The 25,971-nt window shown below is 70.4% G+C and carries 29 protein-coding genes; 21 read left to right on the forward strand and 8 right to left on the reverse strand.

What is annotated here, in order from left to right; genetic code table 11:
* The first annotated feature begins 28 nt into the window (after nt 1-28).
* Both ACFQS1_RS23395 and ACFQS1_RS23400 read left to right on the forward strand, forming a co-directional pair.
* On the forward strand, nt 29-916 hold the full coding sequence (locus ACFQS1_RS23395; RefSeq protein ID WP_378971901.1) for an ADP-ribosylglycohydrolase family protein: 888 nt from the start codon (nt 29-31) through the stop codon (nt 914-916).
* A 64-nt stretch (nt 917-980) separates the two neighbouring features.
* Nucleotides 981-1,451, forward strand: coding sequence for an HIT family protein (locus ACFQS1_RS23400; RefSeq protein ID WP_378972084.1), 471 nt, complete (start codon nt 981-983; stop codon nt 1,449-1,451).
* On the opposite strand, the gene ACFQS1_RS23405 is transcribed toward ACFQS1_RS23400, so the two are convergent.
* Nucleotides 1,420-1,992 (reverse strand): TetR/AcrR family transcriptional regulator, encoded by a 573-nt coding sequence (locus ACFQS1_RS23405; protein ID WP_378971903.1) that lies wholly within the window; start codon nt 1,990-1,992, stop codon nt 1,420-1,422. The two genes, ACFQS1_RS23400 and ACFQS1_RS23405, sit on opposite strands and share 32 nt — an antisense overlap.
* Before the next feature lie 54 nt (nt 1,993-2,046).
* Between ACFQS1_RS23405 and ACFQS1_RS23410 the strand changes: the two genes are divergently transcribed.
* Nucleotides 2,047-3,216 (forward strand): FAD-dependent monooxygenase, encoded by a 1,170-nt coding sequence (locus ACFQS1_RS23410; protein ID WP_378971905.1) that lies wholly within the window; start codon nt 2,047-2,049, stop codon nt 3,214-3,216.
* A gap of 6 nt (nt 3,217-3,222) precedes the next feature.
* Here ACFQS1_RS23410 and ACFQS1_RS23415 read toward each other — a convergent pair whose 3' ends face one another.
* Nucleotides 3,223-5,385: an elongation factor G-like protein EF-G2 gene (locus ACFQS1_RS23415; protein WP_378971907.1), complete on the reverse strand. Its 2,163-nt coding sequence runs from the start codon at nt 5,383-5,385 to the stop codon at nt 3,223-3,225.
* Between the two features lie 177 nt (nt 5,386-5,562).
* On the opposite strand from ACFQS1_RS23415, the gene pgsA reads away from it, so the two are divergent.
* Genes pgsA through ACFQS1_RS23435 form a run of 4 tightly spaced genes read left to right on the forward strand, consistent with a single transcriptional unit; the run spans nt 5,563 to nt 8,788 of the window.
* Entirely contained in the window at nt 5,563-6,195 is a 633-nt protein-coding gene (pgsA, locus tag ACFQS1_RS23420; protein ID WP_378971909.1) for a phosphatidylinositol phosphate synthase, read from the forward strand.
* 50 nt (nt 6,196-6,245) lie between these two features.
* On the forward strand, nt 6,246-7,058 hold the full coding sequence (locus ACFQS1_RS23425; RefSeq protein ID WP_465263215.1) for a phosphatidylinositol mannoside acyltransferase: 813 nt from the start codon (nt 6,246-6,248) through the stop codon (nt 7,056-7,058).
* 10 nt (nt 7,059-7,068) lie between these two features.
* Nucleotides 7,069-8,223 carry a glycosyltransferase family 4 protein gene (locus ACFQS1_RS23430; protein ID WP_378971913.1) on the forward strand — a complete coding sequence of 385 codons (1,155 nt, stop codon included), beginning with the start codon at nt 7,069-7,071 and terminating at the stop codon, nt 8,221-8,223.
* A gap of 25 nt (nt 8,224-8,248) precedes the next feature.
* On the forward strand, nt 8,249-8,788 hold the full coding sequence (locus ACFQS1_RS23435; RefSeq protein WP_378971915.1) for a hypothetical protein: 540 nt from the start codon (nt 8,249-8,251) through the stop codon (nt 8,786-8,788).
* A gap of 265 nt (nt 8,789-9,053) precedes the next feature.
* Here ACFQS1_RS23435 and pdxS read toward each other — a convergent pair whose 3' ends face one another.
* Entirely contained in the window at nt 9,054-9,950 is an 897-nt protein-coding gene (gene pdxS, locus ACFQS1_RS23440) for a pyridoxal 5'-phosphate synthase lyase subunit PdxS (RefSeq protein WP_378971917.1), read from the reverse strand.
* A 203-nt stretch (nt 9,951-10,153) separates the two neighbouring features.
* Between pdxS and fliQ the strand changes: the two genes are divergently transcribed.
* Nucleotides 10,154-10,426: a flagellar biosynthesis protein FliQ gene (fliQ, locus tag ACFQS1_RS23445; RefSeq protein ID WP_378971919.1), complete on the forward strand. Its 273-nt coding sequence runs from the start codon at nt 10,154-10,156 to the stop codon at nt 10,424-10,426.
* A gap of 47 nt (nt 10,427-10,473) precedes the next feature.
* Here the strand turns inward: fliQ and ACFQS1_RS23450 are convergent, their stop codons facing one another.
* Together ACFQS1_RS23450 and ACFQS1_RS23455 are read right to left on the reverse strand one after the other, a co-directional pair.
* Nucleotides 10,474-10,905 (reverse strand): VOC family protein, encoded by a 432-nt coding sequence (locus ACFQS1_RS23450; protein ID WP_378971921.1) that lies wholly within the window; start codon nt 10,903-10,905, stop codon nt 10,474-10,476.
* Entirely contained in the window at nt 10,902-11,321 is a 420-nt protein-coding gene (locus ACFQS1_RS23455) for a helix-turn-helix domain-containing protein (RefSeq protein ID WP_378971923.1), read from the reverse strand. The genes ACFQS1_RS23450 and ACFQS1_RS23455 overlap by 4 nt, the downstream gene beginning before the upstream one ends.
* A gap of 23 nt (nt 11,322-11,344) precedes the next feature.
* On the opposite strand from ACFQS1_RS23455, the gene pdxT reads away from it, so the two are divergent.
* The 5 genes from pdxT (at nt 11,345) to ACFQS1_RS23480 (ending at nt 13,937) form a co-directional block, all read left to right on the forward strand.
* Nucleotides 11,345-11,941, forward strand: coding sequence for a pyridoxal 5'-phosphate synthase glutaminase subunit PdxT (gene pdxT, locus ACFQS1_RS23460; RefSeq protein WP_378971925.1), 597 nt, complete (start codon nt 11,345-11,347; stop codon nt 11,939-11,941).
* A 17-nt stretch (nt 11,942-11,958) separates the two neighbouring features.
* The gene (locus ACFQS1_RS23465; RefSeq protein WP_378971927.1) at nt 11,959-12,711 is read left to right on the forward strand and encodes a YebC/PmpR family DNA-binding transcriptional regulator; all 753 of its coding nucleotides are present in this window, start codon (nt 11,959-11,961) and stop codon (nt 12,709-12,711) included.
* Between the two features lie 112 nt (nt 12,712-12,823).
* Nucleotides 12,824-13,054 carry a type II toxin-antitoxin system VapB family antitoxin gene (locus ACFQS1_RS23470; protein WP_378971929.1) on the forward strand — a complete coding sequence of 77 codons (231 nt, stop codon included), beginning with the start codon at nt 12,824-12,826 and terminating at the stop codon, nt 13,052-13,054.
* Nucleotides 13,051-13,458 (forward strand): PIN domain-containing protein, encoded by a 408-nt coding sequence (locus ACFQS1_RS23475; protein WP_378971931.1) that lies wholly within the window; start codon nt 13,051-13,053, stop codon nt 13,456-13,458. Before ACFQS1_RS23470 ends, ACFQS1_RS23475 begins: the two co-directional genes overlap by 4 nt.
* On the forward strand, nt 13,455-13,937 hold the full coding sequence (locus tag ACFQS1_RS23480) for a Uma2 family endonuclease (RefSeq protein WP_378971933.1): 483 nt from the start codon (nt 13,455-13,457) through the stop codon (nt 13,935-13,937). Before ACFQS1_RS23475 ends, ACFQS1_RS23480 begins: the two co-directional genes overlap by 4 nt.
* A 30-nt stretch (nt 13,938-13,967) precedes the next feature.
* On the opposite strand, the gene ACFQS1_RS23485 is transcribed toward ACFQS1_RS23480, so the two are convergent.
* Nucleotides 13,968-14,501, reverse strand: a complete 534-nt coding sequence (locus ACFQS1_RS23485; protein WP_378971937.1) for a hypothetical protein — start codon at nt 14,499-14,501, stop codon at nt 13,968-13,970.
* A 103-nt stretch (nt 14,502-14,604) separates the two neighbouring features.
* On the opposite strand from ACFQS1_RS23485, the gene ruvC reads away from it, so the two are divergent.
* The 8 genes from ruvC to ACFQS1_RS23525 all read left to right on the forward strand — a co-directional run bounded on the left by ruvC (nt 14,605) and on the right by ACFQS1_RS23525 (nt 24,017).
* Nucleotides 14,605-15,144, forward strand: coding sequence for a crossover junction endodeoxyribonuclease RuvC (ruvC, locus tag ACFQS1_RS23490; protein WP_378972087.1), 540 nt, complete (start codon nt 14,605-14,607; stop codon nt 15,142-15,144).
* Nucleotides 15,141-15,746, forward strand: a complete 606-nt coding sequence (gene ruvA / locus ACFQS1_RS23495; protein ID WP_378971939.1) for a Holliday junction branch migration protein RuvA — start codon at nt 15,141-15,143, stop codon at nt 15,744-15,746. Before ruvC ends, ruvA begins: the two co-directional genes overlap by 4 nt.
* Entirely contained in the window at nt 15,743-16,774 is a 1,032-nt protein-coding gene (ruvB, locus tag ACFQS1_RS23500; RefSeq protein WP_378971941.1) for a Holliday junction branch migration DNA helicase RuvB, read from the forward strand. The genes ruvA and ruvB overlap by 4 nt, the downstream gene beginning before the upstream one ends.
* 143 nt (nt 16,775-16,917) lie before the next feature.
* On the forward strand, nt 16,918-17,295 hold the full coding sequence (gene yajC / locus ACFQS1_RS23505) for a preprotein translocase subunit YajC (RefSeq protein ID WP_378971943.1): 378 nt from the start codon (nt 16,918-16,920) through the stop codon (nt 17,293-17,295).
* A 150-nt stretch (nt 17,296-17,445) separates the two neighbouring features.
* On the forward strand, nt 17,446-19,347 hold the full coding sequence (gene secD, locus ACFQS1_RS23510; protein ID WP_378972089.1) for a protein translocase subunit SecD: 1,902 nt from the start codon (nt 17,446-17,448) through the stop codon (nt 19,345-19,347).
* 2 nt (nt 19,348-19,349) lie between these two features.
* Entirely contained in the window at nt 19,350-20,549 is a 1,200-nt protein-coding gene (secF, locus tag ACFQS1_RS23515; protein WP_378971945.1) for a protein translocase subunit SecF, read from the forward strand.
* 56 nt (nt 20,550-20,605) lie between these two features.
* Entirely contained in the window at nt 20,606-21,160 is a 555-nt protein-coding gene (locus ACFQS1_RS23520) for an adenine phosphoribosyltransferase (RefSeq protein ID WP_378971947.1), read from the forward strand.
* A gap of 163 nt (nt 21,161-21,323) precedes the next feature.
* A complete protein-coding gene (locus ACFQS1_RS23525; protein WP_378971949.1) occupies nt 21,324-24,017 on the forward strand; it encodes a RelA/SpoT family protein in 2,694 nt (897 codons plus the stop codon).
* A gap of 155 nt (nt 24,018-24,172) precedes the next feature.
* Here ACFQS1_RS23525 and ACFQS1_RS23530 read toward each other — a convergent pair whose 3' ends face one another.
* Together ACFQS1_RS23530 and ACFQS1_RS23535 are read right to left on the reverse strand one after the other, a co-directional pair.
* Entirely contained in the window at nt 24,173-24,997 is an 825-nt protein-coding gene (locus ACFQS1_RS23530) for a peptidylprolyl isomerase (protein ID WP_378971951.1), read from the reverse strand.
* 32 nt (nt 24,998-25,029) lie between these two features.
* Nucleotides 25,030-25,875 carry a peptidylprolyl isomerase gene (locus ACFQS1_RS23535; protein WP_378971953.1) on the reverse strand — a complete coding sequence of 282 codons (846 nt, stop codon included), beginning with the start codon at nt 25,873-25,875 and terminating at the stop codon, nt 25,030-25,032.
* Nucleotides 25,876-25,971: the final 96 nt, after the last annotated feature.

Here is a 25,971-nt window from a genome sequence, read left to right on the forward strand (position 1 = left end):
CAGTGACGGATTACCATCCGATGTGCTGATGTCGTTCACGCTTTTCCCCGGTACGCGACTGGCCCTGGCGCTCGAGAGCCTGGCCGGTCTGAGCGTCGGCGACGCGCTCGGGGCCCAGCATTTCGCGGCTCCGCTCGACTTCGCCGACCTGCCCGTCGCTCCCTGGGAGTGGACCGACGACACCGAGGAGGCGTGCTGCCTGGTCGCGGTCCTCAACGACGGCGAGTTCGACCGGGACGCCTTCGCCGAGCTGCTGGGCCGTCATCACGATCCGTATCGGGGCTACGGGCCCGGCGCGGTCGTCATGCTGCGGGCTATCCGCGAGGGCCTGCCGTGGCCGATCGCGGCGGCGTCGGCCTTCGACGGCGAGGGATCGGCCGGCAACGGCGCGGCCATGCGGGCCGCGCCGCTGGGCGCCTGGCACGCCGACTCGCTCGCGCACGCGGCGACGCAGGGCGCCCGGGCGGCCGAGGTGACCCACGCGCACGCCGAGGGCATCGCCGGGGGCGTGGCGGTGGCGGTCGCGGCGGCGCTCGCGGCGGCCGGGCGGCTCGACGGCCACCGGCCCGGGCTGTTGCGGGCGGTGGCGGCGCACACCCCCGACGGGCGGGTCCGGGAGGGGCTGGTGACCGCGACCCGGTGCCGCTCGGCCGAGGAGGCGGCGTACGAGCTGGGGGCCGGGGCGCAGGCGATGGCGCGCGACACCGTGCCGTTCGCGCTCTGGGTGGCCGACCGGTTCCTCGACGACTATCCGGCGGCGATCCGGGCCTGCGTGGCGGCGGGCGGGGACGTGGACACCACCTGCGCGATCGCCGGCGGGATCGTGGCCGCGCACACCGGCCTCGACGGCATCCCGGCCGGCTGGCTGTCGGCGCGCGAGCCGTTGCCGCCCTGGCTCGCCACCTCGTTGGCATAGGCTGCTGGGCGTGACGGAGACGGGGGAGCCGGACGGCCTGGAGAGGCTGTGGACGCCGTACCGGATGGCTTATGTCACCGGCGAGGAGGCGCCGCCCGAGGGGTACGCGAAGCCGTCGGGCTGCCCGTTCTGCCGGGCGCCGGCCGAGGCCGAGAGCCTGGTGGTGGCCCGCGGCGAGCTGGTCTACGCGGTGCTCAACCTCTATCCGTACAATCCAGGCCACCTGCTGATCTGCCCCTACCGGCACGTCGCCGACTACACCGATCTGACCGACGGCGAGACGATCGAGCTGGCGGCTTTCACGCGTACGGCGATGCGCGTGATCCGCACGGTGAGCAGCCCGCACGGTTTCAATCTGGGGATGAACCAGGGCGCCGTGGCCGGCGCCGGCATCGCGGCCCACCTGCACCAGCACGTGGTGCCGAGGTGGGGCGGCGACGCCAACTTCATGTCGGTGATCGGCCGCACCAAGGTGCTGCCCCAGGTGCTCACCGACACCCGGGTCATGCTTCGGAAAGCCTGGCCAGCGCCCTGATCCCGGCGACGATCTGGTCGGGGCCAGGCGCGTTCTCCGGGTCGGTGAACCACTGGGTGAGGATCCCGGACATCAGCGCCATCTGCACCGCGCCGAGCGTGCGCACGGTCTCGTCGTCGAGCTGATCCTCGGGCACGCCGGTCATCAGCGACGCCATGCCGCGGCGGCCCTGCTCGACGCCCTCGGCGAGCTGCTCGCGCAACCGCGGGTTGTGCTCGGCCTGGATCGTCACCTCGATGCTGGCCATCCAGAGCGCGCGGTCCTGCTGGATCGAGCCGATCACCCGCCGCCAGAAGCCGATCAGCGGGTCCTCGCCGTCCTCGGCCGGCCCGGCCAGCGCCAGGCCGAGCCGATCGCCCCAGTCCTCCATGGCGCTGAGCATCGCGGCGGTCATCAGCGCCTCGGTGGAGCCGTAGTGGTAGCCGATCGAGCCGAGGTTGGTTCCGGAGAGGGCCACGATGTCGCGCGCCGTCGTGCGCGCGTAGCCCTTTTCCAGCAGCGCCCGCTTCGCGCCCACCAGCAGATCTTCCTTGTGGCCCACGATCGCGATCCTAACTTCTATACAAACGTATAATACGTTTGTATAGTAGTCCGCATGACATCGACTCGGGTACTGATCTCCGGCGCCGGCGTGGCCGGCCCCGCATGTGCGTTCTGGCTGCGCGAGCGCGGCTTCGAGGTGACCGTGGTGGAGCGCGCTCCGGCGCTGCGCGAGGCGGGCTACAAGGTGGATGTGCGCGGCGCGGCCACCGAGGTGCTCCGCCGGATGGGCCTGCTCGAGGCGGCGACCGCGGCCGACACCGGCATGCGGCAGATCACCTACGTGCGCGGCAACGGCAAGCCGATCGCGGCGCTGCCGGCCGACCTGCTGATGGGCCGGCGCGGCGACGACGTCGAGATCATGCGGTGGGATCTGAGCCGCATCCTGCACGACGCCACGGCCGACGGGGTGGAGTACGTGTTCGGCGACGCGATCACCAAGATCGCCGACGGGCCGGAGGGCGTCGACGTGGCGTTCGAGCGCGGCGCGCCCCGCCGGTTCGACTACGTGATCGGCGCCGACGGTTTGCACTCGGCGACCCGGCGGCTGGTCTTCGGCGAGACCCCGCTGAGCCACCTCGGGGCGTACATCTCGATCTTCTCGACGCCCAACCTGCTGGGCATCGAGCGCGAGGAGGTCATGTACTTCCGGCCCGGGCGGCTCGTCTTCGCGTACGCGATGGACCGGGACCGAAACGCACGGGTCGGCCTGACCTTCGCCGCGCCGGAGCTCGACCTGGCGCGCCGCGACGTCGCGGCGCAGAAGCGGCTGGTCCGCGAGGCTTTCGCCGGTCAGGGCTGGCGGGTCGACGAGTTCCTGGCGGCGATGGACGACGCGCCCGACTTCTACTTCGACTCGATGAGCCAGGTCGAGCTGCCGTCCTGGGCACGCGGGCGGGTGGCGCTGCTCGGCGACGCCGCGCACTGCCCGGCGCCGGCCTCCGGGCAGGGCACCAGCCTCGCCCTGGCCGGGGCGTACGTGCTCGGCAAGCACCTCGGCGAGCCGGACGGCCTGGCCACCTACGAGCGGGTGATGCGCCCGTACGTGGCCAAGAACATGGCCTTCGGCAAGAAGATGGCCAAGGACATGGTGCCGGGCGGCCGCCTCGCGATCGCGTTCCGCAGTTACGGCATGCGGACCCTGAAGTACCACCCGCGCAAGGAGCAGGTGATCGACAAGGTCCTCGCGCCGATGCACGAGGCGGCCAACGCCATCGCGCTGTGACCCGCCCTACTTGGCGTTCTCCTTCTCCTTCTTCACGGCCTCGGCGAGGTGGGCGGGCATGGGCTCGTGGCGGATGTACTGGCGGGTGAAGGTGCCCGCGCCGGAGGACAGGGCGCGCAGCTCCACCGCGTACCGGATCAGCTCGGTGGCCGGCACCTCGGCCCGCACGACGCTGTGCGCGCCGTCCGGTTCCGACTCCGAGCCCAGCGGGCGGCCCCGGCGGCCGGAGAGGTCGCTCATCACCGCGCCGACATACATCTCGGGCACCCGCACGGCGATCTCGTCGATCGGCTCGAGCAGGGTGACCTGGCCGGCCGCGGCCGCCTCGCGCAGCGCCAGCGCGCCGGCGGTCTGGAAGGCGGCGTCGGAGGAGTCGACGCTGTGCGCCTTGCCGTCGAAGAGCGTCACCCGCAGGTCGACCACCGGGTAACCGGAGACCAGGCCGCGCTCGAGCTGGCTGCGCACGCCCTTCTCGACCGAGGGGATGTAGTTGTGCGGGACCGCGCCGCCGACCACCTTGTCGACGAACTCGAAGCCGGAGCCGCGGGGCAGCGGCTCGACGCTGATGTCGCAGACCGCGTACTGACCGTGGCCGCCGGACTGCTTGACGTGCCGGCCGTGACCCTTGGCCTCGCAGCCGAACGTCTCGCGCAGCGGCACCTTGACCGGCTCGGTGTCCAGCTCGACGCCGCCCGAGCGGAGCCGGTCGAGCACCACGTCGGCGTGCGACTCGCCCATCGTCCAGAGCACCAGCTGGTGGGTCTCGACGTTGCGCTCCAGGCGCATCGTCGGGTCGCCGGCCACCAGACGGGCGAGGTTTTTCGCCAGCGCGTCCTCGTCGGAGCGGGTCTTGGCGACCACGGCGATCGGCAGCAGCGGCTCGGGCATGCTCCACGGCGCCATCAGCATCGGGTCGTCCTTGCTCGACAGCGTGTCGCCGGTCTCGGCGCTGCCCGACTTGGTGATCGCGCAGATGTCGCCGGCCACGCAGTAGGGCACCTCGCGCAGCGTCGCGCCGAGCGGGGAGTAGATGTGCGCCACCCGCTCGTCGGCGTCGTGGTCGGGGTGGCCGCGCTCGGCCATGCCGTGCCCGGAGACGTGCAGCACCTGCTCGGGGCGCAGGGTGCCGGAGAAGACCCGGACCAGCGAGACCCGGCCGACGTGCCGGTCGATCGTGGTCTTGACCACCTCGGCCACCAGCGGGCCCTCGGGGTCGCAGGTCAGCGGCGGGCGCGGCGAGCCGTCGACCCCGGTGACCACCGGCAGGTCGTGCTCGAGCGGCGACGGCGCGCCGGTGACCAGGCCGTCCAGCAGGGCGTCGAGTCCGACGCCGGTCGCCGAGCAGACCGGGATGACCGGGTAGAAGTTGCCCTTGGCGACCGCCTTCTCCAGATCGGCGACCAGCGTGTCGGCGGTGACCTCCTCGCCGCCGAGGTAGCGGTCCATCAGGGTCTCGTCCTCGCTCTCGGCGATGATCCCCTCGATCAGCGTGTTGCGGTCGTCGGCGATCGGCTCGAGGTGCTCGGGCTCGGCCTCGCCGGCCTTGGGCGGGTAACCCTCGGAGTAGTCCAGCACGCGCAGCGTGACCAGGCCCATGAGGCCGGCGATCGAGACGCCGTCGTCGCCGAGCATGGGCTGATAGATCGGCATGACGTTCTCGCCGAACGCGTCCTGGCAGGCCTCGAGGGTGGCGTCGTAGTCGGCGCGCGGGTGGTCGAGCCGGGTGATCACGACGGCGCGGGGCATGCCGACCGCCGCGCACTCCTCCCAGAGCGCCGTCGTCGCGTCGTCGACGCCGCCCTCGGCCGACACCACGAAGACGGCGGCGTCCGCGGCCCGCAGGCCGGCGCGCAACTCGCCCACGAAGTCGGCGTAGCCGGGCGTGTCGAGCAGGTTGATCTTGACGTCCTGGTGCATCAGCGGGGCACAGGACAGCGAAACCGACCGCTGCTGACGCACCGCGGCCGGGTCATGGTCGGACACCGTGGTGCCGTCGGCCACCGTGCCCGCCCGAGGAATCGTCCCGGTGGCGGCGAGCAGGGCTTCGACCAGAGTGGTCTTGCCCGAGCCCGAATGGCCCACCAGCACCACGTTGCGTACTCTGCCGGGCTCGGTCACCACCGGCGCCGCCGCGCCGTTGAGCCCCTTCTCCGAGGTCTTCTGCGCCATGGCGTCCGCTCCCTAGCCGTTTCGTGACTGTTACGACGCTGTTCCTGAATCCCACACCCGCCGCTGTGCCCGTCGCAACCCTTTGTAGTGGTCAAACGTCGCAGGAGATGACGATACGGCCACTGGGGGGCCTGGGTCGTACTGTCCCGCGCTTCCCGCCGATAGGGTGGGACCGCCATGGCAAAGATCGTCAACGCAACCGCCCGTGCTGTCGTGTCGCACGGCGTCAATCCGGCCGCGCGTTTTCTGCTGCGGATCGGGGTCACCCCGAACGCCGTGACCATCGCCGGCACCGTCGGCGTGCTCATCGGCGCCTATTTCGGCGCGATCGGCGAGCTCCTGGTGGGCACCCTGGTGGTCACCGCGTGCGCCCTCACCGACGTGCTCGACGGGACGATGGCCCGGATGCGCGGCGGCTCCGGCAAGTTCGGCGCGCTGCTCGACTCCTCCATGGACCGCATCGCCGACGGCGCGGTCTTCGGGGCGGTCGTCTACTACATGGCGACCCAGGGCAATCCGTACGGCGGCACGGCCGCCGCCCTGATCAGCCTGGCCGCCGGCCAGGTCGTGTCGTATGTGAAGGCGCGCGCCCAGAGCCTCGGGCTGAACGCCGACGTGGGCATCGCCGAGCGCCTCGAGCGCCTGGTGATCCTCGGCGTCGGCGGGCTGCTCGGCGCCGCCGGGCTCGACTGGGGCCTGCCGGCCGCGCTGTGGGTGGTGGCGCTGCTCTCCGTCGTCACGGTCTTCCAGCGCCTGATCCACGCCGCCCGCACCGAGCCGGCCCCCGTGTCGCCGTCGGAGCCCACGTGAAGGACCGGCTCACCGAGATCGGGTTCGCGGCCGGCTGGCGGCTCGTGCGGATGCTGCCGCTGCCGGTGGCGCGGTCGCTGTTCGTGGCCGCGGCCGACCGGGCGTACCGGAAGAACGGGCCCGGCACCCAGCGCCTGCGCCGGAATCTCACCCAGGTCGTCGGCGAGGGCATGCCGGACGAGCTGGTCCGCGACGGGTTGCGCTCCTACGCGCGGTACTGGCTCGAGGCCTTCCGGCTGCCGTCGCAGAGCAAGGAGCAGTTGCTCGCGGGGTTCGGGATCACCGACGAGCACTACGACTGGATCCGGAAAGGCGCCACCGACGGCGGCGGCATCATCCTGGCCCTGCCGCACCTGGCCAACTGGGATGCCGCGGCCGGCTGGGTGGCCGCCAACGGCTGGCGCATGGTGACCGTCATGGAGCGGCTCAAGCCCGAAGGGGTGTTCCGGCAGTTCATGGCGTACCGCCGGAAGCTGGGCATGGAGATCATCCCGCTGACCGGTGGTGAGCGCCCGCCGCTCGACGTGCTCGCCGAGCGGCTCGGCCAGGGCTTCATCGTCTGCCTGCTCAGCGACCGCGATCTCTCTCGCAGCGGGGTGGAGGTCGAGTTCTTCGGCGGGCGCACCCGGATGCCGGCCGGCCCGGCGATCCTGGCGATCCGCACCGGCGCGCCGCTCTACGCCGTCGATCTTTCATTCCAAGGCAAGCAGACGTACGCGGTGCTGCGCCCGATCACGCCGCCTACCGAGGGCCGCCTCGACGAGCGGGTCAAGGCCACCACGCAGATGCTGGCGGACGCGTACGCGGCCGGGATCGCCGAGCACCCGCAGGACTGGCACATGCTCCAGAAGCTGTGGCTGTAGGGGGAGCATCGTGCGGATCGGGATCGTCTCGCCCTACTCGTTCGACGTGCCCGGCGGCGTGCAGAACCACATCATGGACCTCTCCGAGGCGCTGATCGGGCTCGGGCACGAGGTCAGCGTGCTGGCGCCGGCCGACGAGGACGCCGACTTCCCGCCGTACGTGGTGCCGGCCGGGCGGGCGGTGCCGTTCCCGTACAACGGGTCGGTGGCCCGGATCGCGTTCGGTCCGGTGTCCACCGCCCGGGTGCGGCGGTGGCTGAACCGCGGGAACTTCGACGTGCTGCACGTGCACGAGCCGATGGTGCTCTCGCTGTCGATGCTGGCCGTGCTCTCCGCGCGGGGCCCGGTCGTGGCCACCTTCCACACGGCCATGACCCGGTCGCGAGCGCTGTCGATGGCGCAGGGGCTGCTGCAGCTGGTGGTCGAGAAGATCACCGCCCGGATCGCGGTCAGCGAGCTGGCCCGCAAGGTGCAGGTGGAGCACCTGGGCGGGGGAGCGGTCGAGATCCCCAACGGGGTGGCGGTCGCCAAGTTCGCCGACGCCGTGCCGCTGGACGGGTGGCCCGGTTCTGGGGGCGCGATCGGATTTCTCGGACGTTTCACCGAGCCGCGCAAGGGGTTCGACATCTTGCGGTCGGCCTTCGTGCCGCTGGCCCGGGAGCGGCCCGGGTTGCGGCTGCTGGTGGCCGGACCGGGCGAGTCGTCCGAGCTCTACGCGGAAATACCGGCTGATCTCCACCATCGCGTGATATTTCTCGGTATGGTGTCGGAAGCGGACAAAGCTCGCATGCTCCGCAGCGTGGACGTGTACGTGGCGCCCAACACCGGCGGCGAGAGCTTCGGCATGATCCTCACCGAGGCGATGGCGGCCGGGACCGCCATCGCGGCTTCCGATCTCGACGCGTTCCGGCGAGTCCTCGACGGTGGCAAGGCCGGCGCGCTGTTCCCGACCGGGGATCCGGCCGCGCTCGCGGTGCTGCTCGGGGCGCTGCTCGACGACCCGGACCGCCGCGCGGCGCTGGCGGCGGACGCCCGCACGGCGGTCGCGGCCTTCGACTGGCCGGGGGTGGCGCTGCGCGTGCTCGAGGTCTACGCGACCGCGATCGAGGCCACCGACGGCCGGGTCATCGACGAGGAGTGGGCAGAGCCACGGCCCGGGGCGTGACCCGCCGGGGCCGGAGGGCACTACGATGCCCCGCATGTGGTGGGTGCTGGGGGCGGTCGCGGTGGTCGCGCTGTTCTCCGCCTACCTGGGCTGGACCGCGCATCGGGTCGAGCGGGTGCACGTGCGCGCGCAGGCGGCCGAGCGGGCCCTCGACGCCCACCTGCTGCGCCGGGCCGCGGCCGCCGCGGTCGTCGCCGAGCAGCAGGACAACGTCGAGCTCTACGCCGCCGCCCGGCTGGCGCTCGACGCCGATCCGGACGAGCGCGAGTCGGCCGAGAACGATCTGACCCGCCAGCTGCGCGCCACGCCGCTGACCGGCAACGACCCGGCGGTGCGGCAGCTGATCGCCACCAGCCGCCGGGTGGGATTGGCCCGCCAGGTGCACACCGATCAGGTACGCGACGCGCTGACGTGCCGCCGCCGGCTGCTGGTGCGGGCGCTGGGGATGACCCGGCGGTACCCGCTGCCGCAGTACTTCGACATCGAGGACCCGGCGCTGCCCGAGCCCGCGGCCGGGGTGCCGCAGCCGGCGGCCCCGCCCACGGCCCCACTCGAGTCGGTCTGACCCTCCGCCGCCTCCTCCCCCGGCCGCGACCAGCTCTTTCACCGCCCTTTGCTCTGCTCACCCTGAGGAAGCACGCGGCCCTCTTGCTCTGCTTACTGTGAGGAAGCGGCTGCGCATTTGCTCCGCTTACCGGGAGGAAGCAGAGCAAAGCGTCCGCTTACCGTGAGGAAGCAGAGCAAAGCGTCCGCTTACCGTGAGGAAGCAGAGCAAAGCGTCCGCGTTCGAAGCCCCGGCTGGATCGCCGGGGCTTTTGGGCATCGGTGTGTTACCAGCCGCGCTCGGCGAGGCGGTGCGGCACCGGGATGTCGTCGACGTTGATGCCGACCATGGCCTCGCCCAGGCCGCGCGAGACCTTGGCGATCACGTCGGGGTCGTCGTGGAAGGTGACGGCCTTGACGATCGCGGCGGCGCGCTGGGCCGGGTTGCCCGACTTGAAGATGCCGGAGCCGACGAAGACGCCCTCGGCGCCGAGCTGCATCATCATTGCGGCGTCGGCCGGGGTGGCGATGCCGCCGGCGGTGAACAGCACCACCGGGAGCTTGCCGGCCTCGGCGACCTCCCGGACCAGGTCGTACGGCGCCTGCAGCTCCTTGGCCGCGACGAACAGCTCGTCCTCGGGCAGCGTCTGCAGGCGGCGGATCTCCTGCCGGATCTTGCGCATGTGGGTGGTGGCGTTGGAGACGTCGCCGGTGCCGGCCTCGCCCTTCGACCGGATCATGGCGGCGCCCTCGGTGATGCGGCGCAGCGCCTCGCCCAGGTTGGTCGCGCCGCAGACGAACGGCACGGTGAACTGCCACTTGTCGATGTGGTTGGCGTAATCGGCCGGGGTCAGCACCTCGGACTCGTCGACGTAGTCGACGCCGAGCGCCTGCAGCACCTGGGCCTCGACGAAGTGGCCGATGCGGGCCTTGGCCATCACCGGGATCGAGACGGCGTCGATGATGCCGTCGATCATGTCGGGGTCGGACATGCGGGAGACGCCGCCCTGGGCCCGGATGTCGGCCGGCACCCGCTCGAGCGCCATGACCGCCACCGCGCCGGCATCCTCGGCGATCTTCGCCTGCTCCGGCGTGACGACATCCATGATCACGCCGCCCTTGAGCATCTCCGCCATACCGCGCTTGACCCGCGCGGTCCCGACTGCGCTCTGGTTCTCGGACATGGTGTATCGGCTCCTCAAGCAGGGGTTTCGGTAACCGGATCGTATCCAGCCGCCCCCGGGCCGACGATGGCCAATCGACACCCTGGTGGCCTGCTTCCCGCCGCTGTCGTCGGCTTGAGGCTTTCCCGGGGCCGAACCGAACCGCAACCCGGGCGCGCCCGTTGCGCACTCCGCGCCCCCGCGGCCGGCCCGAACTGACTGGCATGACCGACACGATGATTGTTGAGCTGGGCCTGCAGGCGATGACCATTGCCGCGAAGATGGCCGCCCCGGTGCTGCTCACCGCCCTGGCGGTGGGCTTCGCGATCTCCCTGTTCCAGTCGGTCACCCAGATCCAGGAGGCGACCCTCTCGTTCGTCCCGAAGGCGGCGGCGGTGGGCGCGGCGCTGCTCTTCTCGGGCAACTGGATGCTGCACGAGATGGTCACCTACACCCAGCAGCTGTTCGAGAAGATCCCGCAGCTCATCGGCAGCTGAACCAGCTGAGGAAAGGGCCGGCCCGGTGGGCCGGCCCTTTTGCGTGGTCAGAAGTTCCTGAGGTCGTCCTGGGTGAACGGCTTGCGTTCGACCAGCGTGAGCCAGTTGCCGGTGTTGTCGCGGATGACCGCTTCCACGCCGTAGGGGCGATCGGCCGGTTCCTGGACGAACGTGACGCCGGCCTCGCGCAGCGCGGCGGCGGTCTTGCGGCAGTCGTCGACCTCGAGGCCGAGACCGCCCATCTGGCCCGCCTCGAGCTGGCCGCGCACGAACGCGGCCGCCTCGGCGGACAGCGGCGGGCCGGGGACCATGAGCGTGACCTCGAGCTCCGGCTGGCTCGGCTGGGCGATGGTCACCCACCGGAACTCGCCCATGGTGGCGTCGACCCGGGTCTCGAACCCGAGGTTGCGCACGTAGAACTCGCGCGTGGCGTCCTGGTCGAGGCAGTACACGGTGACCAGCGAGATGTTCTTAATCATGTCTCGACGCTAAGGCTCCCGGCGGCCGACGTGCTTCTCCCCGATTGCGCGACGACGCCGTGCATGAACAGGTGGCAGCCGGGGATGTGCGGCGTGTCGTAGGCGTATCGCCGCTGGTACGCGGCCGGGCTCTCGCCGACCAGGGCACGGAAGCGGGCGGAGAACGACCCCAGTGATGAGAAGCCGACGGCGACGCACACCTCGGTGACCGTGAGGTTCCCGTACCGGAGAAGGTCTTGTGCCCGTTCGATGCGACGGCGGGACAGGTAGTTGATCGGGGTGTCGCCGTAGGCCGCCCGGAACGTCCGGACCAGGTGAAATCTCGAAATGCCGGATAATTTGGTCAGATCGGCGAGCGCGATCGGCTCGGCGTAATGGCGGTCGAGGTGGTCCCGCACCCGGCGGATCGCGAACACCCGGCCAGCCTAAGCTGGGAAAGGTGAATATCGGAGTGCTGGCCCTGCAGGGCGATGTTCGGGAACACCTGGCGGCGCTCGCGGAAAGCGACGTGCTGGCGCGCCCGGTGCGGCGGCCCGAGGAGTTGGCGGAGGTCGCGGCGCTGGTGATTCCGGGCGGCGAGTCGACGGCCATCAGCAAGCTCGCGGTCGGCTTCGGGCTGCTCGACCCGATCCGGAAGCGGATCGCCGACGGCATGCCGGTCTACGGCTCGTGCGCCGGCATGATCATGCTGGCCACCTCGGTGCTCGACGGGCGTCCCGACCAGGAGTCGTTCCACGGCATCGAGATGACCGTGCGCCGCAACGCGTTCGGGCGGCAGGTGGACTCGTTCGAGGGCGACGTGACCATCGACGACATTCCGGGCGGGGATTTTCACGCCGTCTTCATCCGCGCGCCCTGGGTGGAAGACGTCGGCGAGGACGTGCGGGTGTTGGGCCGCGTCAAGGACGGACCGGCCGCCGGTAGGATTGTCGCCGTTCGGCAGGGGAACCTGCTCGCCACGGCTTTCCACCCGGAGCTCACCGGCGACCTCCGCGTCCACCGGTACTTCGTCGAGATGGTCCGCCAGGCCGCCTGACACCACGGAGGTTTTGCATGTCCGGCCACTCCAAGTGGGCGACGACCAAGCACAAGAAGGCCGTCATCGACGCCAAGCGCGGCAAGATGTTCGCGAAGCTGATCAAGAACATCGAGGTCGCTGCCCGCACCGGCGGTGGGGATCCGGCGGGCAACCCGACGCTCTACGACGCCATTCAGAAGGCGAAGAAGAGCTCCGTCCCCAACGACAACATCAACAACGCGGTCAAGCGCGGCTCCGGCCTGGAGGCCGGCGGCGCCGACTGGCAGACGATCATGTACGAGGGTTACGGCCCCAACGGTGTGGCGATCCTGATCGAGTGCCTCACCGACAACCGCAACCGCGCGGCGACCGAGGTGCGCACCGCGCTCACCCGCAACGGCGGCACCTTCGCCGACGCCGGCAGCGTGTCGTACCTGTTCAACCGCAAGGGCGTGGTGATCGTCCCGAAGGGCTCGCTGAGCGAGGACGACCTGATGCTCGCGGTCCTCGACGCCGGCGCCGAGGAGATCAACGACCTCGGCGACTCGTTCGAGGTGGTCTCCGAGCCCACCGACCTCATCCCGGTGCGCACCGCCCTGCAGGAGGCCGGCATCGAGTACGACTCGGCCGAGTCCTCCCTGGTCCCGACGATGACCGTGCCGGTCGACGAGGACGCGGCGCGCAAGGTCTTCAAGCTGATCGACGCCCTCGAGGACTGCGACGACGTGCAGAACATCTTCGCCAACTTCGACGTGTCCGACGAGGTCATGGCCGCCATCGACGCGTGACGCCCGAGCGCGGGCGGGGTCGAGCATGAGACCAGTTGACCAGTGACATCGAGTCTCATGACTAGTATGGTGAAGGGGTTGGTAGAGAATGACCGATCCGCGGGAGGCAGCGATGACTGACCTGGCTACCGATCCCACAACCGAACCGGCAGTCGATGCAGACCTTCTGGCAGAGGCGCAGCGGCAGATCCGAGCCACGTACGCCAACGAAGCCATCAACGAGGGCCTACGGCTCATTGTCGAGCGGGAACGCGCCAAGCGTCAGGCCGCACGGGCGCGCCTGGAGCAGATGCACGACGAAGGGTTGTTCGACTACGACCAACTCGACGCGGCCGACGAATGAATTACCTGATCGATGCGAGCGCCCTGACGCGGGTGCTGCGCAAGCAGGCTGACCCCAGTTGGAACGCTGTCGAGGATCGCGGGCTGCTCTCGGTCTGCGAACCGATTCTCGCGGAGACGCTGCTCATCGCATCGAGCAAGGAATACGAGGCAACCGAGGAAAATCTCGTCCTGAGGTTCCTTCCGGTGGCCGTGCCGGACGGAATCTGGGGTCTCGTCGCGGCTATCCGGCGCGACCTGGTGCCGCACGGCGCGCACCGCGGCCTGTCGGTCGCAGATCTGGTGATCGCCGCGACGGCCATCCGGCTCAAGTTGACCGTGCTCCACGAGGATGCTGACTTCGAAACGGTCGCCCGCTATGTGCCGGAGATGCGACAGCATCGACTGAGCGCGGGGCCGCCGTGATCGATGACAAGACACCCATGCGGGACGTCTGGCATGTGGAAAAGCCCGCCACTACCTTCTGGCACAAGGCGATAGCCGGCAGGCTTCTGTCGATGCGGGGCGCGGACGGCGCTCACGCTTTCTATCGACCGGCGCTGCACGGTGACAACCCGGGCGACTACGTCCTGCCCGACATCGGTGTGATCACGCGGCTCCCGCCGGATCGGTTGACCTGCTCCGCGTTGCCGGGGTCCGCGTTCACGCTGGTGGCCGAGATCGTTGACTTAGGCGGCGACGAAGGCGAGCGCGCCGACAAGATGGACTGGTATGCCCAGCGCGGCATCCCGGAGTACTGGATCGCCGACCAGGCGCCCGACCGCTCGGATGATGACGCCCTCGTCATCGTCCACCGGTTGGAGTCCTTCGGCGGCAAGTCCGTGTATCAATGCGAGCGCAGCCTCCTGCTATCCGAACTGGAAGCGGAGTACCGCGCCGGGTAATGGCGGGGATCGATCTGAGAAGCTGGCTTCTCAGGACGTCAGGGTGGAGAGCCAGGACATGTACTGAATCATTCCGCCGACCAGGAGTATGCCGGTGGCGATCAGGCGGCCCACGCGGTGCCACTGCTGTTTGCGGTACGCCTGGACCCACGCGATGCCGGCGTCGGCGTAGGGGCCCGCTCCCACCCGTACGGTGTCGTCCAGAACGTCCGCCTTGCGCACGGCCAGCGTCGGACCCGGACCACGCAGCGGCATGTACGGCTGCGTGCGCAGCACGCGGATGTCGACCTCGTAGATCTGCTCGTCCCGCCACTGCTTCGTGCGGCTGGCCAGGCGCCGCGACATGTACTCCATCGGCGCGTCCTTGTGGGCCAGCCATCCCCACCACGTCAGCCTGCGCCAATGGCCGGCCACGTCGGCCAGCACGTCCATATAGAGGTGTCCCGCCTCGAAGTCGCCGCCCACCAGCCGATCCGTCTCGCGGCGCAGCGCCGCGAGGTGGCCGGCCACGAAGGCGACGTACTCCGGTGGCGGTTCGTCGTCCATCGGCGGAACGAGGTACATGGCTACCTCCCGACTCCCATCGTCGAGGCGTGTCGGTGCCGGGCGCAAGACCGGCCCGTATTAAGGTGTCGAACACACGTACGTGAGACAGGGGAGGTCCGTGGTGCGCGTGCTCGGCGTCGACCCGGGCCTCACCCGCTGCGGCGTCGGCGTGGTCGAGGGCGTGCCCGGCCGTCCGTGCAAACTGATCGGCTACTACGTGGTCTACACCGACCCCGACGACGACATCTCCCTGCGCCTGCTGCGGCTCGACACCGAGCTGGCCGCCCTGGTCGCCGAGCACCGGCCCGCGAGCGTCGCGGTGGAACGCGTGTTCTCCCAGCACAACGTGCGCACGGTGATGGGCACGGCACAGGCCAGCGGGGTCGCGATCCTGGCCGGCGCGCGGGCCGGCCTGCCGGTGCAGACGTACACGCCGAGCGAGGTCAAGGCGGCCGTCACCGGCTCCGGCACGGCCGGCAAGCAGCAGATGACCAGCATGGTCACCCGGCTGCTCGGGCTCGACGCGCCGCCCCGGCCGGCCGACGCCGCGGACGCGCTGGCCCTCGCCATCTGCCACATCTGGCGCGGCGGCACCCGGGCCCGCATCGAGGCCGCCGCGCTCGCGGCGAAGCGTTTGCAGAGAAGAGGAGCACGGCGATGATCGCGAGCGTCCGCGGCGTGGTGGCCGCCATCAACCCGGACAGCGCCGTGATCGAGGTCGGCGGCGTCGGCCTGCAGGTGCAGTGCGCGCCGGGCACGCTCGCCGGCCTCAAGGCCGGCGTCGAGGCCCGGGTGGCGACCAGCCTGGTGGTCCGGGAGGATTCCCTGACCCTGTACGGCTTCGCGGACGACGACGAGAAGCAGCTGTTCGAGCTGCTGCAGACCGCGAGCGGCGTCGGCCCCCGGCTGGCCCAGGCGGTGCTCGCCGTGCACGCGCCCGACGTGGTGCGCCGCGCCATCGCCGGCGCTGACCTGGCCACGCTGACCCAGGTGCCGGGCATCGGCAAGAAGGGCGCCGAGAAGATGGTGGTCGAGCTGCGCGACCGGATCGGCCCCATGCCGGCCGGTGGCGAGGGCGCGCCGGCCGGCGTGCTCAGCGGGGGCTGGCAGGAGCAGGTGCGCCAGGGCGTGCTCGCGCTCGGCTGGACGGTCGCCCAGGCCGACCAGGCGGTCGCCAAGCTCGGCGAGACCATCGACGGCGAGGTCCCGCCGGTTCCGCAGCTGCTGCGCCAGGCCATCCGCCTGCTGGGCCGGGCCCGATGACGGATCTGGTATCGCCCGACGCGGGCGACGACGACCTCGACGCCGAGGCCAGCGTCCGGCCCCGCCGGCTGGCCGACTTCATCGCCCAGCACCGGGTGCGCGACCAGCTGGAACTGCTGCTCAAGGGCGCGATGGGCCGCGGCACGCCGCCCGACCACATCCTGCTCTCGGGCCCGCCTGGCTTAGGTAAGACCACGCTGGCGAACATCGTGGCGGCCGAGCTCGGCACCGGGATCCGCACCACGAGCGGGCCGGTGATCGAGCGGTCCGGGGACCTCGCGGCGATCCTGACCAGCCTCGCGCCCGGCGACGTGCTGTTCATCGACGAGATCCACCGGATCGCCAAGCCGGCCGAGGAGCTGCTCTACAGCGCCATGGAGGACTTCCGGGTCGACGTGGTGGTCGGCAAGGGGCCGGGCGCCACCGCGATCCCGCTGGACGTCGAGCCGTTCACGCTGGTGGGGGCGACGACGCGGGCGGGGCTGCTCTCCGGGCCGATGCGCGACCGGTTCGGGTTCGTGGCGCACCTCGACTTCTACTCACCGGCCGATCTGGACGCGCTGCTGCACCGCTCGGCGCGGATCCTCGGGGTGCCGATCACCGCGGAGGGCGCGGCCGAGATCGCCGGGCGCTCGCGCGGCACGCCGCGCATCGCGAACCGGCTGCTGCGCCGGGTGCGCGACTACGCCGAGGTGCGGGCCGACGGAGTGGTCACCCAGGAAACTGCCAGGGAGGCCCTTCGGGTGTACGACGTGGACGTGCTCGGCCTCGATCGGCTGGACCGGGCGGTGCTGCGGGCGCTGATCGAGACGTTCCGGGGCGGCCCCGTCGGGCTCTCCACGCTTGCCGTGGCGGTGGGGGAGCAGTCCGACACGGTCGAGGAGGTCTGCGAGCCGTTCCTGGTGCGCGCCGGTCTGCTGGCCCGCACGCCGCGGGGGCGGGTGGCGACCGAGGCCGGCTGGCTGCACCTGGGCAAGACGCCCCCGTCCGGCGCGGTTCAGGCGGATTTGTTCGCCCGAGACGTATGAAATCCGCTCGTAATGTGAACGTGATGTGTGCCGCATTCGGACTTCCCAGGTTGACCGATTAGACTCGCCGCGGTTCAACCCAGATGTGTATATCGCCCGGACGCGTGTGATCGCCCGCGCCGGGGTCTACGGAAGGCTTTCTTGTGTATCTGTCAGCGGCCGCCTCGGGCGGGGGGAGCAGCTTCACCACGATCCTGTTCCTGCTTCTGCTCTTCGGCGTCGTCTATTTCCTGATGATCCGGCCGCAGCAGAAGCGGCGCCGCGAGGCGCAGGACCTTCAGAAGCAGCTCGGCCCCGGCGACCAGATCGTCACCATCGGTGGCCTGCACGGCACGATCGTCGCGATCGACGACGACGCGGCTACCCTGGAGGTCGCTCCGGGGGTTCAGGTGAAGTTCGCCCGCCAGGCGATCGCCCGCGTCCTGCCCCGGCCGGCGGCCGAGGAGGCTGCTCCGGCGGCGGAGCCGACGATCGACGACGTCGAGAGCACGGTCGTCGACGACAGCCAGAAAAAGGACTGAACCACTTTCCGGACCGGCCCTCGGCGCACTGAGCCGACGGGCCGGTTCGTCCGGCCGGAGACCGGCCACTGATCATCGTATGGGCGCCGCCAGGGGGGCGGCCGTGACGCAGGGAGACCGAACGCCGTGGCACGACCACCACAGGGACAGATGCATCCCGGACGCCAGCTCGGCGTGCTCGGCCTGGTCTTCGTCGTCCTGTATCTGCTGGTCTTCTTCGCCGGTGGGGCGAAGGGAGGCTTCACCGACCGGCTCCACCCCAAGCTGGGGCTGGACCTGGTCGGTGGCACGCAGGCCACCTACATCGCGTCCGTGCAGGGCGGCCAGGTGCCGTCCAAGGAGAGCATGGAGCAGGCCAAGAACATCATCGAGAACCGCGTGAACGCGCTCGGTGTGTCCGAGGCCGAGGTGGTCGTGCAGGGCGACCGCAACATCGTCGTCTCGCTCGCGGGCAAGGCCGACGACCAGCTCAAGAACCTCTCGCAGGCGGCGCAGATGCGCTTCCGCCTGGTGATCGGCGCGACCGGTGACGTGTCGTCGACGGCGCTGAACCCGCCGTCCGCGCCGGCCTCGGCCGCGCCCTCCGGCTCCGCCCAGCCGTCGACGTCGGCCAGTGCGCCCGCCGCCAACGCGAGCGCCCCGGCCGCCGACGCCAGCGCGCCGAGCGGTGGCCAGGGTGGCGGCGAGGTGGTGAAGGCGCCGAGCCCGAGCACCACCCCGAGCACCACCCCGAGCGCCGCGCCGAGCGCGACCCCGGCCGCGACGCCGGACGCGACGAGCACCGCCGCCGTGCCCGGCCAGGAGCAGGTTTCCGTCGCCGACGTGCAGAAGAAGGTGGGCCCGGCCGCCTGGGCCGCCGCCGAGAAGCTGACCGCGCCGGTCGACCTCTCCGCCGACCCCAAAGCCGGCCTGCCGTTCGCCAACTTCGCGAAGCTCTCCGGCGCGGAGGTCAACGCGCTGACCCCGCAGATGCAGTACTACGTGCCGACGATCAGCTGCAAGCAGCTCGACGACCGGCCGAACGGCGCGATCGACGACGTCAACAAGCAGGCCACGGTCTGCTACCAGGGCGGCAAGGTGCTGCTGGACAAGGCGCCGGTGGTCGGTGACGACATCTCGAAGGCCAGCCCGCAGCTCGACCAGCAGAACGGCCAGTGGGTCGTCTCGCTCGACTTCAAGAGCGAGGGCTCGACGAAGTGGGCGAACCTCACCCGCCAGGCGTTCAACGCGACCTCGAGCGACCCCTGCTACACCGCCGCCACGGCGATGTACGGCAGCATCGAGCACTGTGCCGTCGCGGTCGTCCTCGACAAGACGGTGATCTCGGCGCCGCAGATCCAGGGCGTGCTCACCGGCACCTCGCAGATCACCGGCCAGTTCACCGCGGTGTCCGCCAAGCAGCTGGCCGACCAGCTCAACTTCGGCGCGCTGCCGGTCACCTTCACCTCGGGCCCGGCCCAGACGGTCTCCGCGACCCTGGGCATCGCCCAGCTCAAGGCCGGTCTGCTGGCGGCCGCGATCGGCATGGCGCTGGTGGCGGTGTACGCGTTCTTCTACTACCGCCTGCTCGGCTCGGTCATCTTCCTGAGCCTGATGCTGTCGGGGTTGCTGACCTTCGGCGCGCTGGTCTTCCTCGGCCGCACGCTGGGCTTCACGCTGACCCTGGCCGGTATCGCCGGCTTCATCGTTTCACTGGGTGTGGCAGCCGACTCGTTCGTCATCTACTTCGAACGCCTCAAGGACGAGATCCACGAGGGCCGAAGTCCGCGTAGCGCCGTGCCCCGCGCCTGGGCCCGGGCCCGCCGCACGATCATCTCGGCGAACACGATCACGATCATGGCCGCGGTGGTGCTCTACATCGTCTCGGTCGGCGCGGTCCAGGGCTTCGCCTTCGCGCTGGGTCTGTCCACCGTGCTCGACCTGATCGTGGTGTTCCTCTTCCGGCACCCGATCATGACGATGTTCGCGAACACCAAGGCGTTCATGTCGCCGCGGGTGAGCGGTCTCGGCCGCGTCCTGCGTCGCGCCCCGACCGACGTCAAGGAGGCCTGATCATGGCCCGCACCGGTCTCGCCACCCGCCTCTACCAGGGCGAGGCGAACATCAACATCGTGGGCCGGCGCAACCGCTGGTTCGCGATCGCGGCGATCCTCGTCCTGATCTCGATCGGCAGCTTCGTGTTCCGCGGCTTCGAGCTGGGCATCGAGTTCGCCGGCGGCACGTCGTTCAGCGTGCCCGGCACGACCGTCAGCGGCGAGAAGCTGACCCAGTCGCAGGTCTCCGACGCGGTCGAGCACGCGATCCAGTCGGTCGACCCGAACGCCGAGGTCACCGCCGTCCAGACGGTGCGCGGCGCCGGCCAGGGCGAGAGCTTCACCGTCCGGGCGTCGGCGCTCACCGCGCCGCAGGCCGAGCAGGCGAAGGCCACCCTGGTCGAGGACCTCAACGTGAATCCCGACGACGTCAGCGACGACCAGGTCTCGGCGGCCTGGGGTGGTCAGGTGACCCGGCAGGCGCTCATCGGCCTGGTCATCTTCCTGATCCTGGTGATGGCGTACCTGGTGATCCGGTTCGAGTGGCGGATGGCGGCGGCCGCGGTCTCCTCGCTGCTGCTCGACCTGATCCTGACCGCGGGCGTGTATTCGCTGGTCGGGTTCGAGGTCACGCCATCCACGGTGATCGGCTTCCTGACGATTCTCGGTTACGCGCTGTACGACGTCGTGGTGGTGTTCGACAAGGTCCAGGAGAACACCCGCGGCATCACGGCGGGCAGCACCCGGACCTACTCCGAGGCGACCAACCTGGCGGTCAACCAGACCATCATGCGGTCGATCAACACCGGGCTGGTGGCGCTGCTGCCGGTCGGCGGTCTGCTGTTCATCGGCGCCGGCCTGCTCGGCGCGGGCACGCTCAAGGACCTCGGTCTGGTGCTCTTCGTCGGCATGGGCTTCGGCGTCATCTCCTCGATCATGTTCGCGGCGCCGGTGCTGACCGTGCTCAAGGAGCGCGAGCCGAGGATCAAGGCGCACACCGCCCGGGTGCTGGCCCGCCGCGCGGCGGTCAAGGCGGGCGACGTCGCCCCGCGCGCCGAGCGGCAGCGCCAGCCGAACGCGACCGCGCCGGACGAGGCTGCCCCGGCCCTGGCCGCCTCGTCGGCGCCGCGGCCCGGCTCGCGCCCGACGGCCAAGCGCAACACCAACCGCGGCGGCCGTCCCGGTGGCAACCGCCCGAGCGGCGGCGGCAAGCGGCGGTAGATTCTGCGTCGATGGCCCGCCTTTCTCCGGAAGGGCGGGCCATTACGCTGTCTGGCGTGACGGATCAGACTCCCAAGGGTGACAGTGGGCCCGAGCTTGCCGCCGTGGTCGCGAACCGCACGGTCGACGTGCCCGACTTTCCGAAGCCGGGCATCGTCTTCAAGGACCTGATGCCGCTGTTCGCCGACGGGCAGGCCTTCCGCACGGTGATCGACGGGATCGTCGGGCACTATCCGGCGGGCTTCGACGTGGTTGCGGGGGTGGAGGCGCGCGGGTTCGTGGTCGCCGCGGCGGTCGCCTACGCGACCGGCGCCGGGGTGGTGCCGGTGCGCAAGGCCGGCAAGCTGCCGCGAAAGGCCCTCAGTGCCTCGTACGAGCTCGAATACGGCGAAGCCACCCTCGAGGTGCACGAGGACGCGTTCATCGCCGGTCAGCGTGTCCTGGTGGTCGACGACGTGCTCGCCACCGGCGGCACGGCCGGTGCGGCCCTCGATCTCGTCGAGCGCGCGGGCGGCACGATCGCCGGCTTCACCGTGGTGATGGAGCTGGCCTTCCTCAAGGGCCGGGAGCGGCTCGCGCCCCGCGAGGTCCACGCGCTGCTGACCGTTTGACCGCTTTGCCGGGTTGGCGGTCGTTCTTTCGGAGGTTCGGCCGGGCCAAGGGGGAAGAGCGTGCGGGTAGGATGGCGTTCCAGACCAGGTGACCAATGGCATGAGCGGACTTCTCCGGCCGACGGCGATCGGTGAGGTTCCAGGCGATGGTGTGAGGAGGCCGGTGTCCAGCGACGTCGCCCCTCCGGCGGAGGGCACGGTGCAGCCGACCGAAGGCACACAGACCGGCGCGGACGCCACGGAGGCGCCGCCCGTCGACCAGGCGCGCGTCGCCGACCTCGCCGAGACTCGTGTCGACGAGCCTCGCGACGCGGCCGGCGTCCGGGCGGCCCAAACTCAGGCGGCCCAGAACAACGCGGCCCAGTCTCAGGCGGCCCAGACTCACGTGGCCCAGACTGAGGCCGTTCAGACGCAGGCAACCAAGGCCAAGGCGCCCAAGACCGAATCGGCCAAGAGCAAGTCCGCCAAGACCGAGTCGGCCAAGGGCCAGCCGGCCAAGACCGAGACGGCTCATCCCCGCCCCGCGGTCCCGGCCCCCGATCCCGAGGTCACCCAGCCGATGCCGCCGGGCGAGGAGTCCGGCGGCGGGTTCGGGCTGGCCAGCGCGCCGACCGGCCGGCGGGTCCGGGCCCGGCTCGCCCGGTTCAACGCGCCGTGGCAGAGCACGCAGGTCAGCGAGGTCCTCGAGCCGCTGATCGCGACCCACCGGGCCAGCCACCCCAAGGCCGACGGGCGTCAGCTCCAGCGCGCCTTCGACGTCGCCGCTCGCTGGCACTCGGGTCAATATCGCAAGTCCGGCGACCCGTACATCACGCATCCGCTCGCCGTGGCGACGATTCTGGCCAACCTCGGCATGGACACGACCACCCTGGTGGCCGCCCTGCTGCACGACACGATCGAGGACACCGACTACTCGCTCGACCAGATGCGCACCGACTTCGGCGGCGAGGTGGCGCTGCTGGTCGACGGCGTGACCAAGCTCGACCGGGTCAAGCTGGGCGACGCGGCCAAGGCCGAGACCATCCGCAAGATGGTCGTCGCGATGGCGAAAGACCCGCGCGTGCTGGTCATCAAGCTGGCCGACCGGCTGCACAACATGCGTACGCTGACCTTCCTGCCCCGCGCCAAGCAGGAGCAGAAGGCCAAGGAGACGCTGGAGATCCTCGCCCCGCTGGCGCACCGGCTGGGTATGAACACGATCAAGTGGGAGCTCGAGGACCTGGCGTTCGGCACGCTGTTCCCCAAGCGGTTCGAGGAGATCAACCGCCTGATCGGCGAGCACCAGCCGCAGCGTGAGGCGCTGCTGCGCCAGGTGACCAACCGGGTGTCGCTCGACCTGAAGTCGGCCAAGATCAAGGCGGAGACGACCGGGCGGCCCAAGCACCTGTACTCGATCTATCAGAAGATGATCGTGCGGGGCCGCGACTTCAACGACATCTACGACCTGGTCGGCGTGCGCATCCTGGTCGACACGGTCCGCGACTGCTACGCCGCGCTGGGCGTCATCCACGCGAACTGGCAGCCGGTGCCGGGCCGGTTCAAGGACTACATCGCGATGCCGAAGTTCAACATGTACCAGTCGTTGCACACGACGGTCATCGGCCCGACCGGCAAGCCGGTCGAGATGCAGATCCGCACGTTCGCGATGCACCGCACGGCCGAGTTCGGCATCGCCGCGCACTGGAAGTACAAGGAGCAGAAGGGCGCGACGATCGTCGGCCCGCCGGCGCACATCGACGAGATGACCTGGCTGCGGCAGCTGCTCGACTGGCAGCGCGAGGCGAGCGACCCGTCCGAGTTCCTGGACGCGCTGCGCTTCGACCTGTCCAGCCAGGAGGTCTACGTCTTCACGCCGAAGGGCGACGTGATCCCGCTGCCCACCGGCTCGACCCCGGTCGACTTCGCGTACGCGGTGCACACCCAGGTCGGGCACAAGTGCATCGGCGCGCGGGTCAACGGCAAGCTGGTCCCGCTCGAGTCGACGCTGTCCAACGGCGACGTCATCGAGATCTTCACGTCGAAGTCGGCCTCGGCCGGCCCGACGCAGGACTGGCTCGGCTTCGTCAAGAGCCCCCGGGCGCGTACGAAGATCCGGCAGTTCTTCAACAAGGAGCGCCGCGAGGAAGCGATCGAGATCGGCAAGGAGTCGATCGTCAAGGCGATGCGCAAGCAGGGCCTGCCCCTGCAGCGCATGCTGACCAGCGAAAACCTGACCACCATCGCCCGTGACCTGCACCTGGCCGACGTGGCCTCGCTGTACGCCGCGGTCGGGGAGAACACGGTCTCCGCCCAGTCGGTCGTGCAGAAGCTGGTGGCCGGTTTCGGCGGCGAGGAGGGCGCGGTCGAGGACATCGCCGAGACCGCCGTCGCGACCCGCCCGCCGCGCAACCGCAGCACCGCGCAGGATCCGGGCGTGGTGGTCAAGGGCGTCAGCGACGTCTGGGTCAAGCTGGCCCGCTGCTGCACGCCGGTGCCCGGCGACGCGGTCTTCGGCTTCGTCACCCGCTCCGGCGGGGTGAGCGTGCACCGTGAGGACTGCGCCAACGCCGAGGACCTGCGCGACCAGCCCGAGCGCCTGGTCGAGGTCAGCTGGAAGCCGACCAGCGCGTCGACGTTCCTGGTCGCGATCCAGGTCGAGGCGCTCGACCGGCACAAGCTGCTGGCCGACGTGACGCGGGTCCTCTCCGAGGAGCGCGTCAATATCCTCTCGGCGACGGTGACGACCACGCGCGACCGGGTCGCGGTCAGCCGCTTCACCTTCGAGATGGCCGACCCGAAACACCTGGGCCACCTGGTGGCGGCCGTCCGCAAGGTCGACGGCGTCTTCGACGCCTACCGGGTGACGTCGGGCGCGTAACGAAGCGTGACGTGCGCGCGGAGCGCGCGCACCCACCGCCTCGGAGGCGGGGACGCCCGAATCCGGCGCGGGACGGTGCGCGACGCGTACCATATCGGGGTTTTTATACGGAGAGGGCGAGACCAGACGGCCTCGCCCTTCCGCACCCGGCTGAATCAGCTCATCACGAGCGTCTTGATGTCGAGTTCCTTCTTGGGATGGCCGCCGCCGGCCTGCTGCGCGAACGCGCCGTCGTCACCGGCCTTGACCACGTCCTTCACCAGGTCGAGGCCCGTGGTGATCTTGCCGAGCAGGGTGTAGCTCGCGGGCAGCTTGGTGTCTTCCGAGCAGATGAAGAACTGGCTGCCGGTGCTGCCCGGCTGGCCCGTGTTGGCCATCGCGATCGAGCCGGCCGGGTACGGGTTGTTGGTGTCGGTCGGCAGGTTTTCCTCGGCCATCGTGTAGCTCGGGCCGCCCTGACCATCGGTGTCGCGGTAGCCCTTGCCGGACGCGAACGGGTCACCGCACTGCAGCACCTTGAAGCTGGCCTCGTTGACCAGCCGGTGGCACTTCGTGTTGTCCCAGAACTTCTTGCTGCTCAGGTACGCGAAGCTCGCCGCCGTGCATGGCACCTTGGACTTGTCGAGCGTCGCCACGATCTTGCCGAGGTTGGTGTCCATGGTCATCGTGGCGGTGCCGGTGTTGGGCGCCGTCGCCGGCGGGGTGCCGACGTCCTTGACCTTGCCGCCGCCGGTGTCCGGGGTCCAGGTGCACGCGACCTGGCCGGCGGGCACCGCGCTCGCGGCCGGGGTGTCCTTCTTGTCGTCCTTCATCGCGGTCACGATCCACACCGCGACGCCGGCGATGACGACGACCGCGATCGCCGAACCGATGATGGCCTGCCGCTGGCGGCGCTTTCGAGCGGCCGCGGAGCGCTCGGCCATCTCCTTCTCGAGCCGGGCCCGCGCCGCCGCGCGCTGCCGGTCCTTGATCGACGACACGGTGTTCCTCCTGCTGTGTTCGGCCTGGGGGATTAAGACTGGGCGCTCGCTGAAGGGGCAGCCGTCTGCCCGACGGTGAGGCTGGTGATCGTGATCTTGGTTTTGGGCTTGACCTTGTCGCCGGCGTCGTCCGCGACGGTGGGGATCTTGCCGATCTTCTCGACGGTGGTCATGCCGCCGGACACCGAGCCGACGGTCGAGAACTCCGGGGTGGCCGGCGAGTAGTCCTTGAAGAAGATCAGGAACTGGCTGCCGTTGGTGCCGGGCGGGTTGCCGATCAGCGCGACCGTGCCCTTGGGGTAGAGCGGGGTCGGGCCGGCGGCGCCGGAGCTCGGCGACGGGTCCGGAGCGGCCGGCGTGTTCTCGCTGTACACGCTGTACGTCGGGCCGCCGAGGCCGGTGCCGGTCGGGTCGCCGCAGCGGATCGCGCCGTACGTCGTGATCTCGTGGCACGTGGTGTTGTCGTAGAAGTTCTTGCTCGCCAGGTACCGGAGGTCCTCGGCACCGCACGGCGCCGAGGCCACATCCAGCGTGACCTCGATCGGTTCGCCCTGGTCGGTCGTGACCGTCATCGTCTCGGTGCCGTCGACGGGGATGTCCTTGGTGGGCGGCGTGCCGACGTCCTTGAGGTTGGTGTTGGTCGTCGCGTTCTGCGGCGTCCAGGCGCAGATGTCCTGGTCGGCCGCGCTGGGCGTGTCGTCGGAGTCGAACGCCCCGCCGATCCACGCGATCCCGGCGACGATCAGGAGGACCGCGACACCAGCGCCGAGGCCGGCGTACATCCGGCGCCTCCGCCGCTCCTTGACGGCTCGTCGTGCCATCTGCCGATCGAGCTTCGCCCGGGCGAGCTTGCGCTGCCGGTCCTTACTGGATGCCACCGAAGGCTGCCCTTCCTCACTGTGTCCTGTCACACGCCCGCAAGAGTGTACGGGTACCTCCTGAGAAAGTGGTGTGCCCCCGCCCGGCTAGGCTCG

The sequence above is a fragment of the Paractinoplanes rhizophilus genome, assembly GCF_042664765.1.
Lineage (GTDB): Bacteria > Actinomycetota > Actinomycetes > Mycobacteriales > Micromonosporaceae > Actinoplanes > Actinoplanes rhizophilus.